Origin of the sequence: Prevotella pallens ATCC 700821, assembly GCF_000220255.1 — a bacterium.
Lineage (GTDB): Bacteria > Bacteroidota > Bacteroidia > Bacteroidales > Bacteroidaceae > Prevotella > Prevotella pallens.
Window position 1 is genome coordinate 184,219 of the sequence record NZ_GL982513.1, and the last position, 16,810, is coordinate 201,028.

At 37.4% G+C, this 16,810-nt stretch carries 14 protein-coding genes and 2 pseudogenes; 4 read left to right on the top strand and 12 right to left on the bottom strand.

The genetic code is table 11. From position 1 onward, the window contains the following. Nucleotides 1-221: 221 nt before the first annotated feature. On the bottom strand, nucleotides 222-1,883 hold the full coding sequence (locus HMPREF9144_RS00745) for a nucleoside kinase (protein WP_006043865.1): 1,662 nt from the start codon (nucleotides 1,881-1,883) through the stop codon (nucleotides 222-224). Between the two features lie 92 nt (nucleotides 1,884-1,975). Here HMPREF9144_RS00745 and HMPREF9144_RS00750 point away from each other — a divergent pair, with 92 nt between their 5' ends. The 3 genes from HMPREF9144_RS00750 to cdaA all read left to right on the top strand — a co-directional run bounded on the left by HMPREF9144_RS00750 (nucleotide 1,976) and on the right by cdaA (nucleotide 5,483). Continuing rightward, nucleotides 1,976-3,685 (top strand): Na/Pi cotransporter family protein, encoded by a 1,710-nt coding sequence (locus HMPREF9144_RS00750; RefSeq protein WP_006043866.1) that lies wholly within the window; start codon nucleotides 1,976-1,978, stop codon nucleotides 3,683-3,685. Between the two features lie 52 nt (nucleotides 3,686-3,737). Beyond that, entirely contained in the window at nucleotides 3,738-4,574 is an 837-nt protein-coding gene (gene folP / locus HMPREF9144_RS00755; RefSeq protein ID WP_006043867.1) for a dihydropteroate synthase, read from the top strand. A gap of 132 nt (nucleotides 4,575-4,706) precedes the next feature. Then, a complete protein-coding gene (gene cdaA, locus HMPREF9144_RS00760) occupies nucleotides 4,707-5,483 on the top strand; it encodes a diadenylate cyclase CdaA (RefSeq protein ID WP_006043869.1) in 777 nt (258 codons plus the stop codon). 223 nt (nucleotides 5,484-5,706) lie between these two features. Here the strand turns inward: cdaA and HMPREF9144_RS13205 are convergent. Next, a pseudogene (locus tag HMPREF9144_RS13205) lies at nucleotides 5,707-5,928 on the bottom strand (IS982 family transposase); the annotation flags it as partial. 437 nt (nucleotides 5,929-6,365) lie between these two features. Here HMPREF9144_RS13205 and HMPREF9144_RS00770 point away from each other — a divergent pair. Then, a complete protein-coding gene (locus HMPREF9144_RS00770; protein ID WP_249031155.1) occupies nucleotides 6,366-8,003 on the top strand; it encodes a thiol-activated cytolysin family protein in 1,638 nt (545 codons plus the stop codon). A 72-nt stretch (nucleotides 8,004-8,075) separates the two neighbouring features. On the opposite strand, the pseudogene HMPREF9144_RS00775 reads toward HMPREF9144_RS00770, so the two are convergent. The 10 genes and pseudogenes from HMPREF9144_RS00775 to thiD all read right to left on the bottom strand — a co-directional run. Beyond that, nucleotides 8,076-8,288: pseudogene (locus HMPREF9144_RS00775) on the bottom strand (IS982 family transposase); the annotation flags it as partial. A gap of 106 nt (nucleotides 8,289-8,394) precedes the next feature. Further along, nucleotides 8,395-9,303, bottom strand: a complete 909-nt coding sequence (locus HMPREF9144_RS00780) for a LysR family transcriptional regulator (RefSeq protein ID WP_006043873.1) — start codon at nucleotides 9,301-9,303, stop codon at nucleotides 8,395-8,397. A 17-nt stretch (nucleotides 9,304-9,320) separates the two neighbouring features. Further along, a complete protein-coding gene (locus tag HMPREF9144_RS00785; RefSeq protein ID WP_006043874.1) occupies nucleotides 9,321-9,818 on the bottom strand; it encodes a threonine/serine exporter family protein in 498 nt (165 codons plus the stop codon). 12 nt (nucleotides 9,819-9,830) lie between these two features. Next, nucleotides 9,831-10,616, bottom strand: a complete 786-nt coding sequence (locus HMPREF9144_RS00790) for a threonine/serine exporter family protein (protein ID WP_006043875.1) — start codon at nucleotides 10,614-10,616, stop codon at nucleotides 9,831-9,833. Then, nucleotides 10,606-10,767: a hypothetical protein gene (locus HMPREF9144_RS13460; protein WP_006043876.1), complete on the bottom strand. Its 162-nt coding sequence runs from the start codon at nucleotides 10,765-10,767 to the stop codon at nucleotides 10,606-10,608. The genes HMPREF9144_RS00790 and HMPREF9144_RS13460 overlap by 11 nt, the downstream gene beginning before the upstream one ends. 838 nt (nucleotides 10,768-11,605) lie before the next feature. Beyond that, nucleotides 11,606-12,190 (bottom strand): thiamine phosphate synthase, encoded by a 585-nt coding sequence (locus HMPREF9144_RS00795; protein WP_006043877.1) that lies wholly within the window; start codon nucleotides 12,188-12,190, stop codon nucleotides 11,606-11,608. Nucleotides 12,191-12,907: 717 nt separating this feature from the next. After that, on the bottom strand, nucleotides 12,908-13,678 hold the full coding sequence (locus HMPREF9144_RS00800; protein ID WP_006043878.1) for a sulfide-dependent adenosine diphosphate thiazole synthase: 771 nt from the start codon (nucleotides 13,676-13,678) through the stop codon (nucleotides 12,908-12,910). A 23-nt stretch (nucleotides 13,679-13,701) separates the two neighbouring features. Then, nucleotides 13,702-15,291, bottom strand: coding sequence for a phosphomethylpyrimidine synthase ThiC (gene thiC / locus HMPREF9144_RS00805; protein ID WP_006043879.1), 1,590 nt, complete (start codon nucleotides 15,289-15,291; stop codon nucleotides 13,702-13,704). A 4-nt stretch (nucleotides 15,292-15,295) separates the two neighbouring features. After that, nucleotides 15,296-15,910 carry a thiamine phosphate synthase gene (locus HMPREF9144_RS00810; RefSeq protein WP_006043880.1) on the bottom strand — a complete coding sequence of 205 codons (615 nt, stop codon included), beginning with the start codon at nucleotides 15,908-15,910 and terminating at the stop codon, nucleotides 15,296-15,298. Beyond that, nucleotides 15,907-16,728 carry a bifunctional hydroxymethylpyrimidine kinase/phosphomethylpyrimidine kinase gene (gene thiD, locus HMPREF9144_RS00815; protein ID WP_006043881.1) on the bottom strand — a complete coding sequence of 274 codons (822 nt, stop codon included), beginning with the start codon at nucleotides 16,726-16,728 and terminating at the stop codon, nucleotides 15,907-15,909. Before thiD ends, HMPREF9144_RS00810 begins: the two co-directional genes overlap by 4 nt. Nucleotides 16,729-16,810 lie beyond the last annotated feature (82 nt).

The window sequence follows — 16,810 nt, forward strand, 5'->3', positions numbered from 1 at the left end:
TTAAAATTTATAATTACTATTTTTTTATTTTGTAATTAAAAATCATTTGCATTTTAATTATATTTTTTTTGGTGCATACAGAAAGGCAATATTTATAAATAAAAAGAAAAAGCGATTATAGAGAATTTTTCTATAACCGCTTACACAACAATTGCTAAATGTATATTTTTAGATGTAGTGCATATTTGTTTTTTTCGTTGCGCTTTGCCTTGTTTCTGGCATTAATATTTAAACGAAGAGCCACCTAAAAACTCTCTAAGCAACGATGTTGGTGGTAAACTTCGGAAAGGTAACGAAGAAAAATAGCCTAAAAACTTACGCAATCTATATGCTTCTGCATATTCGTTACAGTTTTCTGGCACTTGTTCTAACACAGCTTCTGCTTGTGCTTTTAAAACTGCAACCTCGTAAAGCATTGCGGTATTAAACATAATATCGGCATTTTCCTGATAAGGAAATATCCATTTCTTTTCTCCTGCGCGAACACTTGGCCAACGTCGTATGGTTTCTTGTGCAGAACAGCCACGATATTTATGGTCGCGAACAATACGTCTAATAAGTCGGTTGTCGGTTGTAGGAATATAATTGTGGTCGTCTAATAATATTGTTGTTAAAGCAGAAGCATAAATACGGAATTTTTTATTGTCGGCAATATCGTTTGTCAGCATCGGATTTAAAGCGTGTATACCTTCTACTATTAAAACATTATCAGAATTTAGTTGAAGTTTTTTACCTTTCATTTCGCTTTTCCCTGTTTGAAAGTTATAAGAGGGCAATTGCACCTCGTCGCCACGGAATAATGCCAAAAACTGTTCGTTAAGAAGCGGAATATTTAGTGCATATAAGCTTTCGTAATCGTAATCGCCCGACTCGTCTTTTGGTGTATCCACCCGATTTACAAAATAATCGTCTAAAGAAATTTGTACTGGTTTTATTCCACAAGTTAATAACTGCACAGAAAGACGCTTACAAAACGTAGTTTTTCCACTCGAAGAAGGTCCGGCAATTAGCACAACCTTCACATCTTTTTTGTTTGCTATGGTTTCTGCAATTTGCGAAATTCTTTTTTCTTGCAATGCTTCGCTAACATTTATAAGGTCGTTAGAAAAACCTTGTTTCACGGCTTCGTTAAAATCGCCAACAGTTCGTACGCCTAAAATTTCTTGCCACCGATGATGCATTCTAAAAACCTCAAACATTTTGTCTTGGTTTATTAAATTATCTAACTTTGCAGGATTTTCAGACGATGGTACGCGAAGTAATAATCCATCGAAGAATTTTTCTACTCCAAAAAGCTTAATTTGCGATGTATTTGTGAGCATTGCACCATAATAATAGTCAACATAGTCGGTTAATTTATAATAAGTGGTATAAAGCGAGCCAGTACTTTCAAGGAGTTTTACCTTAGCTTCGTCGCCCAACTTTCGAAACATATTAATAGCTTCTTCGGTTGTAGCCTCATAACGCTGTATAGGTAAAGCTTGATTTATAATGGTTTGCATTTGTTGGCGTATATTTTCAATATCGCTATTTGTAACTTCGCGATGAATGTTAATGTTGCAATAATAGCCATTTGCCACCGGAATATCTATTACAACTTTGCTTTTTGGATATATATCGTGTACGGCTTTACACAAAACCATAAACAAAGAACGAATATAAGTGCGCATTCCCGAAGCAGAATAAAGGTCGAGAAACTCTACATCTTTATTATGAAATACACGAAAATCTAATCCTTCAACCTTGTTATTTACCTTTGCACTTATTGGTCCAAAGTTCATATTAAGATTAAATGCAGTATAAACATCATAAAGTGTACTGCCAATTGGTACTTCTAAAGTTTTTTTATTATTTTTGCAACGGATTTGTATTACTTGTTTCATCTTGTATGAACGTTTAACGATTTTAATCAGGGTATAAAGTTAGCAAGTTCTCATTAAAGAGCAAAAAATAGCATTAGAAAAAAAGAATTATTATGACAACAGGTATTTATTTTGCCATTATTTTCAAGATTATTGGTTCGTTGGCATTGCTTATCTATGGAATGAAAGTAATGAGTGAAGCATTACAAAAAATGGCAGGTTCGCAATTACGCCACATTTTAGGTGCAATGACTACCAATCGTTTTACTGGTATGCTTACAGGAACATTCATAACTTGTGCTGTACAATCGTCTTCGGCAACAACGGTAATGACTGTTTCTTTCGTAAATGCAGGGCTATTAACCCTTGCTCAAGCTATTTCCGTGATAATGGGTGCTAATATTGGAACAACACTTACGGCTTGGATTATGTCGTTAGGATATTCTGTAGACCTAACAAGCTTTGTTTTTCCAGCTTTTCTTGTGGGAATTGTGCTGATTTACACACGAAGAATGCGCTATGTAGGCGACTTCTTGTTTGGTCTTTCGTTTATGTTCTTCAGTTTGGTGCTGTTAAGCGATGCTGGAAAAGCACTACATTTAGACACTACACCTGCAGTTATAGAGTTTTTTAAATCGTTCGATATAAACAGTTATTTCACTATTCTGATATTTCTTGCCATTGGTTCCCTCATAACTTGCATCGTTCAGTCGTCTGCTGCGGTTATGGCTATCACCATTTTGCTTTGTTCTACAGGCGTTTTACCTATTTATCTTGGTATTGCATTGGTTATGGGCGAAAACATTGGAACCACAATTACAGCCAATTTAGCAGCATTAGCAGCAAACACACAAGCACGAAGAGCAGCATTAGCCCACTTAATGTTTAACGTAATTGGTGTAGTTTGGGTGCTCGCTATATTCTATCCTTTCGTAAATATGGTATGTGGTTTTGTTGATTATAATCCTGCAATTGGTGCAGTCAATGCTAATATAAAAGTAAAACTACCTGTTGTTTTAGCAGCATTCCACACAACATTTAATGTTGCAAATACATTTTTGCTAATTTGGTTTATTCCACAGCTCGAAAAGTTAGTTTGCTTGATTATAAAACCACGCAAGAGCGAGACAGAAGAAGACTTCCGTTTGCGTTTCATACAAGCTGGAATTATGAAGACTCCAGAACTTTCGGTGCTCGAAGCAAGTAAAGAAATACAATCGTTTGCCGAACGTTTACAACGAATGTTCGATATGGTGAGAGAACTATTACATACAACCGACGACTCTAAATTTGTGAAACTGTATTCGCGAATAGAGAAATATGAAGGCATTTCGGATAATATGGAGATAGAAATAGCTAAATATTTAGACCAAGTTAGTAATGCTCACCTTAGCGATGAAACAAAAGAAAAGGTAAGATCAATGCTTAGAGAGATATCTGAACTAGAAAGTATTGGCGACTCTTGCTATAATATAGCTCGTACCATAAATAGAAAAATATCGGCAAAAGAAGATTTTACTGAAAAGCAATACAACCACATTGAACAAATGTTTGAACTTACCGACGATGCTTTAACACAAATGAACAGTTTGCTAATAGGACATAAACACCAAAACGATGTGAACCGTTCGTTCAACATTGAAAACGAAATGAACAACTATCGTAACCAACTTAGCACACAAAACATTCAGGACGTAAACGAACATAAATATACTTACGCCATTGGAACAATGTATATGGACATTATTCAAGAATGCGAAAAACTTGGCGATTATGTGGTAAATGTAGTTGAAGCACGTATGGGTGTAAAACAAAATGCATAATTTTAGCATTGCTTACTTTGCAGTTTAAAGTGCTTTTAGTAACTTTGCCTGTATGGAAAAAGAAAATTTTGCACAACAATTTAGTCCTGTGGAATATACAATAAACGTAAAAGGACAACTCTTCGATTTGTCTAAACCGTGTGTAATGGGAATATTAAACGTTACACCAGACTCGTTTTATGCCGATAGTCGTATGCAAACTGAGGCTGAAATATACAATCGTACTAACCAAATTATAGCGGAAGGAGCTAAAATTATAGATGTTGGTGCATGTTCTACACGTCCTGGAAGCAAATTTGTAGACGAAGCAGAAGAAAGACGCCGACTTGCTATGGCACTTCCTATAATTCGTAAAACACAACCAAAAGCAATAATATCGCTCGACACTTTTCGTGCCTCAATAGCACGAGAAATGGTAAACGAATTTGGTGTAGATATTATAAACGATGTGGAAGAAGGTAGCGATGCAGAAATGTTTCGTACTGTAGCCGAACTGGGAACACCTTATATATTAATGTCGAAAGCTCCAAACATACACGATATGCTTATAAATATTGCACGCGAAATACAAGAATTACGTGCTTTGGGACAGAAAGATATTATTATAGATCCAGGATTTGGATTTGGAAAAGACCCTATAGACGGCAATTATGCGCTAATGAATGTAATGGAACAACTACACGTTTTAGAACTTCCAATATTAGTTGGAATTAGTCGCAAACGTATGATTCACCAGCTTTTGGGCATTACAGCACAAGAAAGTTTGAATGGAACAACTGCACTAAATATGATTGCACTAATGAAAGGAGCAAGCATTTTGCGTGTACACGATGTGAAAGAAGCTGTAGAAACGGTGCAAATTTACAACCGTTTACGGCAAGCAAAATAACAATGCAAATGTTTTTGAATGTGCAATAGCAACAACATACCTGCTAAAGACACAAACATAGAACGTTTGGAGAAAGAAACAAAGCCAGTATTGCTAATGGCAATATAGAAACAACAACTAAAAGAGAAGAATATGTTTTTCGAATTTGGCATAAAAGATATCATCGATATTGTATTAGTGGCACTTATGCTCTACTACATATATCGTATTATGAAAGAATCACGTTCGCTTAACGTGTTTGCAGGTATCATGACATTTATTGTTGTGTGGCTTATTGTTAGTCAGGTTTTAGAAATGAGACTTTTAGGAAGCATTATGGATAAATTAGTGTCTGTAGGCGTAATTGGTCTCATTGTGCTTTTTCAGGAAGAAATACGCTATTTTCTCTATAATCTTGGTGCACACCAAAAAGCAAGAAACATTCTAAAACTATTTCGGAACGATAAGAACAAAAAAGGCGTAGACCGCGAAACTATTCTCCCTATTGTTATGGCTTGTATGAATATGGGCAAGGGAAAAGTTGGGGCACTTATTGTTATAGAACGTAGTGTAATGCTTCAGGATATTGTTGATACGGGCGCCTATATTGATGCTCGCATTGACCAACGACTTATTGAAAATATTTTTTTTAAGAACTCTCCACTCCACGATGGTGCAATGGTTATATCAAAAAAACGTATTAAAGCTGCTGGTTGTATTCTTCCAGTTAGCCACAATCAAGATATTCCAAAGGAATTTGGACTACGCCATCGTGCCGCATTAGGAATTTCGCAGGCATCTGATGCACTTGCTATAATAGTTTCAGAAGAAACTGGCAAAATTTCGATTGCTATTCATGGCGAGTTCCAAGTGCGTTTATCAGCCGAACAATTAGAAAGTATTCTCACAAAGGAACTCGAAAACTTTTAAACCTAAATTGTATTTATTAGAAACTTATTTTGTGTTTTATTATGCTTCACACGAAAGCATAAAGGCAACATTGTTTCTAAATAAGAATGTACAGACAATAAAAGAAAAGTAATGTCGGTAAAGACTAAAAAACATTGATGTCGCAGTTGATGTTATTTAACGTGAGTTCGACGAATTTAGAACAGAGCAAGCTGTGTGTCAATAGTCCTTTGTACATTGATACACGGCATCTTTTTTCAAGATAGAAGTGTTTAAAGCAGTGATAACCAGAGTCGTGAAAAAGAATCATTATTAGCATGACTTCTGCCTTTGACATCGTGGAATCTCGATGATACTTTCTTTTTCCAGTAGGCTTTAGCGTATATTTTGCCACCATTGCATCAAAAAACTTGCAGAAATCATCTGCCATATAAAATATTTCAGTAACTTTGTCCTCGGTGATCATAGCGATTTTTGTTTGTAACTATTTGTATATTAGTTCTTTAAAGTTACAACAAATTTTGCTAATCACCAAATTTATAGACACTTATAATTCGTCGAACTCACGTTATTATTACATAAAAAAGACATCTCCTTTAAAGAAAACATAGCGTTAATTATAATTAATTTATTCATATTTTTAAAATAACATTATATAAGTTATTATTTAATTATTTACCTTTGGAGCATAATAAAGCCTAACCTACCTATGATCTAGTAAATTATTACGACAATATCTCTAAGAAAAAAGCAAAGAAATGAGGTGTGTATTATCAAAGCTGGAACTTGTACGGTGAGCTTATAACAAAAGATATAACAAACTAATTGAGAGAAATTTCTATTTTAAATTTATTTTTCTAACCTGCATCTTGTAAAATGGGATGCATTAACCTATTAAAAGTTATGAAACATTACAGTTTTATTGTTAGAGGGCTTAGCGTATTATTATTCGCTAATGTACTTACATCATGTAGTAGCGACATCATGGAGGATGTTACCAATGTGCCTAGTACAGACAAGAATATCAGTCCACAACTTCTTAATTCATTACCACTAGGTAAAGATATGTATCGTGTGGGCGATAAAGTTGATCTTTACAATGGTCCAACTCCTAATTCTTCGCCACAAATAGTAAGCAATGAGGGCATTTTTGATGGTATTAACGGCACGATGGTAAACAAAACACAGATGTACAACGCTAGTGCCATCCATGATGAAGTCCTCTTTTTTAACCCCAATGAAAACCAAATTTTTCCTGGCAATGTTTTAGCAGGTAACACTATTTCAAATGGCATATTTAGTCCTATCAAGAATGCAGAAGTAGAAGATATGGTAGTTACAGCCGATTTGACCCCTATGGGAGGAGCTGCTTATACTGCAGTTATCCCTAATATTACATGGAGTAGCTACCAAACTACCCTTCAGCAATGGAGATCATCCCCTAATGCTGAACCCTCTGTAACAACAGAGTACAAAGTACAAGAGATCAAAAATGAAAAGGAATTTGCTACCCACTTAGGTATCAATTTTAATGGTTCACTCGTGCAAGCAGGGCTAAGCCTTGACACACAGCACAACAGAAAAAAGACGCATGTTCTCGTTTCGTTTATTCAGAAATTATTTACAGTTTCTACATCTCCTAAAAACTGCATTCTGAAATCTGCTGATATTAACTCTTTTAATGGGGTAATGCCTGTATATGTAAGCAGTGTTCACTATGGAAGAATGGCGTTTGCCCTTATTTCTACAAACTATAGTTACGATGAGGTTACAGCTGCACTTAATCTTGTTTTCCCTAAACTTAATAACTTAAGTGCTGATTTACAAATTAAATACAAGAGCATCTTAGACGAATCTGTAATCACACAGACTAGCATTGGAGGTACTATGCAAGACCATCAAGCAATTATATCTGGTGGTTGGGAGGCCTTTAAGAAAGCTATCGGCAACCCTATACCAATGTCAGCAGCAGCTCCTATTGCTTACAACTTAAAGTATGTTGGCGATAACTCTGTAGCTCGTATCCTTACGAGCAATTCTTACCCTGTTACACAATCGATTTTTGTTCCTACATGTAATAGCATCAACTTTAAGTTTACCCCAAAAGCGATCAGGGGTAAAGTTATAAACAAAAACCCTCTTTTCCTATATGGTGAATGCAACGTAACCCTTCCTAACGGAGATCGTTTTAACATTCTAAATATTAGTAAAGAGAAGGCTATTCAGGTAGATAACAATTCCTATACAGATATAACAGACTCTAATATGCCTGAAACAGTTTCCATACAACGTCCACTAAATATGAGTATGTCAAACTTCTTGGAGCAGTATGTTACTATTACAACAAGTATGCACAATACGATTATTAACAGAGTCCCTGTAGGCGATGATCTTGGAACAACTACTGTTACTATCAAGCTAAAGGATCTTCTTTTCGATGCTAAGGCAGGCGGAAAAGCATTTAGCACAAGAAATCCAAAACAAACACTTGATTTTATGGGTGAAGTTCTTTTTGGACTTGAATATGATACATTAAAATAACGTGAGTTCGACGAATTTAGAACAGAGCAAGCTGTGTGTCAATAGTCCTTTGTACATTGATACACGGCTTCTTTTTTCAAGATAGAAATGTTTAAAGCAGCGATAACCAGAATCGTGAAAAAGAATCATTATTAGCATGACTTCTGCCTTTGACATCGTGGAATCTCGATGATACTTTCTTTTTCCTGTAGGTTTTAGCGTATATTTTGCTGTCATTGCATCAAAAAACTTGCAGAAGTCATCTGCCATACAAAATATTTCAGTAACTTTGTCCTCGGTGATCATAGCGATTTTTGTTTGTAACTATTTGTATATTAGTTCTTTAAAGTTACAACAAATTTCGCTAATCACTAAATTTATAGACACTTATAATTCGTCGAACTCACGTTATTTACAACAAATGTGCCAACGATGAATATTTAATGATTGTATGCGACTGACTTAATAGGCGATAGAAAGCACGTGCAGAGTGTTTTATATAGCCATTTTTTAGAGTATGAAGACAACCTTCCATGTCGGTATTTCCCATTTCGAGTGGTATTCCAACAAGTCCTTCCTCATTGTGTAAAGCAGCTTCGGCAAGAACTGTTACAAGTTTGCTCTGTCGCACCAGTTTTAGCAGAATATTTATATCGTTTATTTCTAACCGTATATTGATATTTTTTGCAGATTGTTCTGCAATATTTTCGAAAGCATTACGGTTTTGCAATCCGTGTGCTGGCATTGCTACCTGGCAATCTTTTAAATCGTCTATGGTTATACTCTTACGCTTTGCAAGTGGGTGAGTTACACTCATTGCAGCCACAAGTTTATTATTAAAGAGTACATAGCTTTCCACTCTTTCGTTCTTTTCGGTAGGCTTAAATGCCAAAACAAAGTCTACTTCGTGTCGTTGTAGCATATCCATAAGTTCTGCCATTGTTTTATAAATAATATTTAGGCGAACACCCGGATAGCGTTTCATAAAATCAAGTACTGTTTCAGTAAGTAGTGGACTAAATGTAAACGTAACGCCAATGTTTAACTCTCCGGTTGCTAAATCCTTCAAGTCGTTCATTTTTTGTTGGCAAATGTCAGCATCAACAACTACTGTTTGTGCATATTCTACCAGCTTTTTTCCTGCTTCTGTTAGTGTTACTTCGTGGCTATTTCGTTCGAAAAGCGTAGAATCGAGTTCTGTTTCGAGTTGTTTTATTTGTTGCGACAGTGTGCTTTGAGTAACAAACAATGCTTTCGAAGCCTCCGAAAAGTTTAAGAGTTCTGCAACTTTTAAGAAGTAGCGTAGTTGTCTGAGTTCCATTATTCTTATGTTCTTTGTTATTTGGCGTGCCTTGTTACAGTGAACGAAATCTTATTTAAAATGAATATAGGCATTGTTGCGCCTAACACCATTCCTAAGATATCGAACGCACAAGTAAAGCCATTCGATGTACAAAGATACAAATAATGGTTGAATAAATCTTCTTTCTCTGTAAATAAACACATTACCAGTCCTTCTATGGTGCGATAGGCATACATTCCAGGAATCATTGGTAATAATGATGGAAATGAGAATGTTTCGGGTGGACATTTGGCTCTTCGTGCCATAAGTACAGTTAAAAAGCCTATACTTAAAGCCGCAACGAAACTGGCAATAATTAGTCCGAAGTGATAGTAGCTGTTGTTCATAAGAACAAAACGTATAGCATGTCCAACAGCCGATATTACAAAACAGTATTTATAGGCATTATTTGGAGGATTACTAATGCTAGCAAAACCTATTCCGGCTAAGCCACCAAAGAAAGCATCTTGAAGTATTGAGAGTAGAAAGTCCATTTTGTTTGAGTGCTATGCTAATAGTTTGAGGTTCATAAGAAGAATACCTACCGACAAACCTACCGACAGGCAAAAGGTAAGAATAATAGCATCCATAAATCGGCTATAAGCCACAAGATAATCGCCCCCCATAAGGTCGCTAATGCTATTAATATAAGGAATACCTGGAATTAAATAAAGAACACATGTTCCAAGTGCTATTTCGGGTTTATTGCCTAAACCAAATATATAGCCAGAGGTAGCTATTACAGACGAGAAAAATGCGCAAATGAGAAAAACAAACTTAACGTTTACACCATCTTCTAACAATAGCTGTTTAAGTTTAAAACCTACAAAAGTAGCTACAAACACTATTAACATAGCTGCAAGGTCGCCACCAAAAACACGACAGAATGAAAGATTGGCAAGCGATGTAAGCAATAACACCAACCACTTGTTGGTGAAAGGTGCTTTGGTTATACTTTCGAGTGTTTTGTTTGCCTCTTCTAAATCAACGTGCCCATCAGCTATATTCCAACTTAATCGGCTCAAATAAGTATTTTTATAGAAGCTAATACCTGTGTGGGGTGCTCTTTTTATAACCACTGACGATTGATTTGTGGTGGGATCGAATACCATAAGTTCCACACTTCCAGGCATAATAAGAAGTTGGCAAGTGATATTCCATTTTTTGGCTATACGAGCTACATTTTCTCTTATACGTGTACATGTAGCGCCACAGCCATAAAGCCATGCTGCATATTCAGCTATAAAGGTGCTTGTTTTATTTACTGGGAAGGTGGGGTGGCTATGCTTCATCTTCTGTTAAGTCGTATAATTCAAATTCATCGGTTACTTCAAATATTTTTTTGTCTCCACCTGCTGTACGGGCAGTAATAGCCATACGCAAAACAAAAGCTACTAGAAGTAATACCATTAATGCACTCCAAATAATAATTTGACTACTCATAAGTCTTTGATTTTTAAGTCTGTTAATTCTTTATTTTTGTGTTGCAAAGATAGGCATTAATTCTTGGTCGTGCAACTATTTACAATGAGTTGTTTCGATAATGGTTATCGTAATATTATATTAAAAGTTTGTTGAATGGTGGAAAATATAGTAGTTGTGATAGATTTAAATCAAGCCAAAGCCTATTTTCAGGCACATAAAGTACACCTGTATCCCATTTTTTTGAGATAGCTGCATTCTATTTTTTGAAGCGTAGCTATAGATTATTAGGTCGGGAAATTGTCCAACAAAGTTGGCATGGTTCTTTTCAAGGTTCTTTCGGGAATTTGGAATGATAAGGACAACTCTAACGTGAGAAAGAAACAAATACTTTCTGACAAGAAAAGTTTTGTGGTGTAAGAAACAAATCCCTTTTCATTCAATATTCCAGCTTTTCTATAACAAAGTAATTTCGCCGAAATTAAATTTCCTGTCACTGCCATCATCTAACCTTTATATCTAACTTACTGAATAACAGTGCATCTATGCGAAGTGTTAAATATGACAGCAAAACAAAATTAAAACTACCGTAGTAGTATACGTACATTTCTTTGAAAAGAGGAAGCAGTTATTTCCTCATCACAAGACATACAGATTGTAGAATCTGGAATTTTTATCTCTTATGTTGAAGTACATCGTTCTGTGGTTTGTTTTATCACTCCACATATCAGAAGAACCGTTTTTTCATAAGCTTTCAAATGCTGTAAAGGTAGTAAATAAAAGCGTTACGTGAAGTTTTAGCCTACCAAATGTCCATTACACCACTAAAATATAACAATGCTACGATATAATAAACCTATTAGAGTTTAACACATCGCTTAATATATTGTTCAAAAAATGGATCAGCAGTTCTTCGCCAAACATCGCCCAAAAGTGCTACTCCACCAAAGCCATAACGCTTTATCCTATTGATATTGGCTGCGGTAATTCCGCCCAACGCAACCACTTTTTCATTGATAATGCCTTTCTGTTTTGCTTCGAAAAGAGCCTTTGGTGAGAAAGCAGAGGCGTATCCTTGTTTTGAAATGCTATTAAAAATAGGACTAAGAAAAACGTAATTGCAATGCTGCTTATAGGTTTCCACTTCGCTAAATGTATGGCACGATTTCGAAACTGCACCTTTATAGTTTGGTGGCAGCACGTAGTTTCGGCGGTTTAAGTGTAGCCCATGCAATGTAAAGTGGGTAGCTAAATTGAAATGGTCGTGTAGCACAAGGCGGTTATGGTAGACTGTGGGAATAGCTTCGATTAGTTTTGCCAATTCGTCGGCATTACTTTCGGGTTTCCGCAGGTGCACAAGGTCTACACCCCAATGTAGCAGTTGCGCGATAATGGTTGCCTCGTTAGAGACAAACTGTGGTTCGGTAATTACAATGAGATACATCGTTTTGTTGTTTATCAAGCATTTTCTCTCGTAGACTATACATATTATATATATTAGTTGGTTTATTACATACATTGCTATTCTTTTACTAAGAATAAAAGAATAGCAATACAAAACAAAATCATAGAAATGAATCTAACAACTGAAATCATGCGGAACAAAGAGTTACTATCATCTCTAAAGGTCTTATATAAAGTTATACTTTCAGTTATCGTAATTGTTAATATTAGGACATACGACAAGACATAAAATATATTATATGATATCAATAAAAAGGCATTACCCTTATTATTATAAATAGATAGTAGTTTAGATAACGCCATAATAACGGTATTAATCTCTAAGAGAGATAGAACAATCTTATTTCCTTTCATCAGGTTGATTATTCATATTCTTTTTTAACAGTTTTCCAAAAGATAGTTGTTTTAGCTGCTAAACTATTAGTACCTTGTAATTCTTGTTTCATAGAAGCATCAAAGTTTGAGTCTATAATAACTTTATTGACATCTTGTTCACACTGTATTATATCCGTTTTTCTAATATTCCATAATTGTTAGTAATAATAAAATATCAGCGCAAAGTTAAATAAATAATATTTAAATAACAAAATTTTGTTTTAGATTTTGAATAATCTTTCAATTGTTCTCCCATATACTAAGTGAACCAAATAGGTGGCAACGGTTGCTGTCGTGCAACCATTGCCACTCATTGATAATTCTATTTCAAACGATTGATAATGGCTTCTGCTACTTTTTTGCCAGAAAGGAGCATACCGCCAAAGATGGGTCCCATTCGTGGTGTACCACCAACTGCCGACGATGCCATACCGCAAACATACAAACCAGGATATATTTCCTTTGTTCCTTCCACCACTTGTCGTTCGCCTTCCGCTACATCTAACGAGCGTTCGCCAATCACATCGCCTGTTGTTGTGTTAAGCTTTATGCCGTTTTTACGCGCAACCACTTGGCACATCTCACTATCGTGGCCAGTTCCGTCAATCACAAACTTAGCCATAATATTCAAAGGGTCTACGTGCAAACCTTCGCGAAGCACGGGAGTCCAGTTCACAACTACACCGCTTACAACATTGTTCTTAAACACAACGTCTTCAACAGAGTAACAATTAAATATAGTTGCACCTGCGTGTGTTGCTTTGTAGAGTAGAGCTGAGGTACATTCCAATGAGTCGGCAGTGTACAAACCATCTTCGTAAGGCTCGTAATTGATGTCGAAATCTCTAATTATATGTAGGGCTTCTTGCTGTATAACCAGCTGGTTGAACATCATAGCACCTCCCCACATACCACCACCAGGCGATAGCTTGCGGTCGAAGAGCGCCACTTTTAGTCCTGCTTTTGCCATATAATAGGCGGCAGCAATTCCAGAAGGACCACCACCAACAATGGCAACATCGAGTTCGAGACATCGTTCCATCTTTGCAAAATAAGTACTGATAATTCCTTTAGACACTTTCTTTTCAATCATAATCGTATTGTTTTAGTTTATTTTTATACTACTTCTTCGTTACACTCTCCACTCTCTAATGTTTGACTAATGCGCATTGCACAGAAGTTTGGTCCACACATTGTGCAAAACTTTCCACCCACCTTGTTAGATGTTTTCCAATATTCGAGTGCCTTCTCTGGGTCGAGCGCAAGATTAAACTGGTCTTTCCAACGAAATTCATAGCGAGCTTTGCTTAGTGCATTGTCTCTTATGGTTGCACCCGGGTGTCCTTTTGCCAAATCGGCAGCATGGGCAGCAATCTTGTAAGTAATGACTCCTGTGCGCACATCGTCCTTGTTGGGCAGCGACAAATGTTCTTTTGGGGTAACATAACAAATCATTGCCGTGCCGTACCAGCTTATCATTGCCGCACCAATGGCACTGGTAATGTGGTCGTAGGCAGGCGCAATGTCGGTTACAAGAGGGCCCAAAGTGTAGAAAGGCGCACCGTGACACTTCTCTATTTGTCTGTTCATATTCTCCCTAATCTTGTGCATCGGCACGTGTCCGGGACCCTCTATGAACGCCTGAACGTCTTTTGCCCACGCCCGTTCCACCAATTCGCCCATCGTGTCCAACTCTGCAAACTGTGCAGCATCATTGGCATCGTAGGTAGAACCGGGGCGCAGGCCGTCGCCAAGCGATATTGCAACGTCGTATTTGGCGCAAATGTCGCAGATGTCATCGAAGTGGCTGTACAGGAAACTCTCCTCGTTGTGCACCTGACACCATTTTGAGATGATGCTTCCGCCACGACTCACCATACCCGTAAGGCGTCCGTTGGCAAGATGGACATTCTTTAAGCGGATTCCGCAGTGAATTGTGAAGTAATCAACGCCCTGCTCGCACTGTTCAATCAGTGTGTCGCGGAATATCTCCCAAGTAAGTTTCTCAGCCTTGCCGTTCACCTTCTCGAAGGCTTGATACATCGGAACGGTGCCTACTGGTACGGGACAGTTGCGTAAAATCCACTCTCTTGTTTCGTGAATGTTCGTTCCTGTCGATAAATCCATTAAGGTATCGCCACCCCATTTGCAGCTCCAAACCGCCTTTTCGACTTCTTCGTCGATGCTCGAATTTTCGTGTGAGTTGCCGATATTGGTGTTTATCTTCACACAGAAGTTCGTTCCGATAATCATTGGCTCGCTTTCGGGGTGGTTGATATTGGCAGGAATGACTGCCCGCCCTGCTGCTATCTCGTCGCGAACGAACTCGGGTGTGATGTATGTTTTTATGCCCAAAGCCTCGCAATTCATATTTTCGCGAATAGCAACGTATTCCATTTCTTCTGTTATGATGCCTTTCTTTGCATAATACATCTGTGTTCCTTTACGCTTTTCTATCCATGCTTGGCGGAGCTTAGGTAAACCTTTGTTTAGATCGATCTCTATATTCGGATCGCTGTATGGTCCGCTTGTATCGTAAACTACTACAGGATTGTTGGGTAGCTCTATGCGTTTGCCACCCTCGTTCTTAACTGTTGGTGTAAGAAGAATGCGCCGCATACCCACCTTTAGTTCTGGATAGAGCGTACCACGCTTATAGATTTTCTCCGAATTAGGATAAGAAATCTTAATGTTTTCGTTCTTCATAATGTTATATTTCTATTAGTTTCGTCATTTCGTTAATAGGATTTATTGCTTCGAGTATGGCTCCGCTGACAGCTATTCCACTTATGCCGATGGTTATAAGTGCAGCTATATCGGTGCTAACAATACCACCAATGGCAATAAGTGGTAGGCAAATGTTTGTTTTTTTCATTTGTTCTAGAATATTCCGATATCCCTCTAAACCAAGTATAGGTGCAAGGTTGCGTTTTGTTTTAGTGTATCTAAAGGGACCACAACCAATGTAGTTTGCTCCTTCGGTTGCCAAACGCTGCACATCAGTAAAGGTATTGGCAGTTCCACCAATTATTTTTTCACTACCAAGCATACATCGTGCTTCGCTGATGGGCATATCGTTCTTACCCAAATGTACACCGTCGGCACCAAGTTCGGCAACTAAATGTACACGATCGTCAAGCAAAAAGGTTGCATTATAGTTGCGACAGAGTGTGGAAACCTTTCTTCCAACACTTAAAAACTCGTTATCGGTAGCGTCTTTCATACGCAACTGTACCCATTTGCAACCACCACGAAGAGCCATTTCAGCACCTTCTACGTAACCAAATCGTTGGTTCTCGTGTGTAATAAACTGTATGTTGTTCATCGTTTTATTAGTTTTTCAGGACAAAAGAAATGATTTACTGCTCCATGTCCGCTGCCTATGCACACGTCTGCACCTTCCTTTATAGCCTGCGATACATAGTTTTTTGCCATTGCAACAGCTTTTTCAAGTTCTAAACCACGCGCTAAGAATGCTGCAATAGCCGAAGAGAGGGTGCAACCTGTGCCATGTGTGTTAACAGAATCGATAGTCTCAGTTTCAAAGATTATTGGTTTGCTGTTGTCGGCAAAGTAGAGTCGGTCGGTTTTAGTAGCGCTTTCTATGTGTCCACCTTTTATTAATAGCGCCTTACAACCAAGGTTTAAGATTTTTATTGCAGCCTTGTCAATATCAGATATTGTTGCAATTGCGCATCGTGCTAAAGTCTCTGCTTCTGGAATGTTGGGTGTTAGTATAGTTGCCATAGGTAAAAGGCATTGGCAGAAGGTGTCTATAGCGTCTTCTTCTATAAGTTTTTTGCCAGATGTAGAAACCATTACAGGGTCTATAACGAGTGGAACCGTCCTGTATTCAACCAATACCTGCGCAATAGTTTCGATATTCTTTGCACAACCAACCATACCTATTTTTATAGCATTGGGACGCAAATCGGTGAGAACGGCACGTAACTGACTCTCTACAACTGTAGCTTCAACACTCTGAACACAGAACACTTGCTTTGTATTTTGTGCTGTAACAGCCGTAATAACCGAAGATGCGTAACACCCTAAAGCCGACATTGTTTTAATATCCGCCTGTATACCTGCTCCTCCACCACTGTCAGAGCCTGCTATTGTGAGAGTTTTTACATAGTGCATCATAAGCCATCAAAGTAACAAATGGTACTTTTCGGAAAACCAAAATATAGGGGGATACACTAAATTAAGGATAGATAAACGCAAA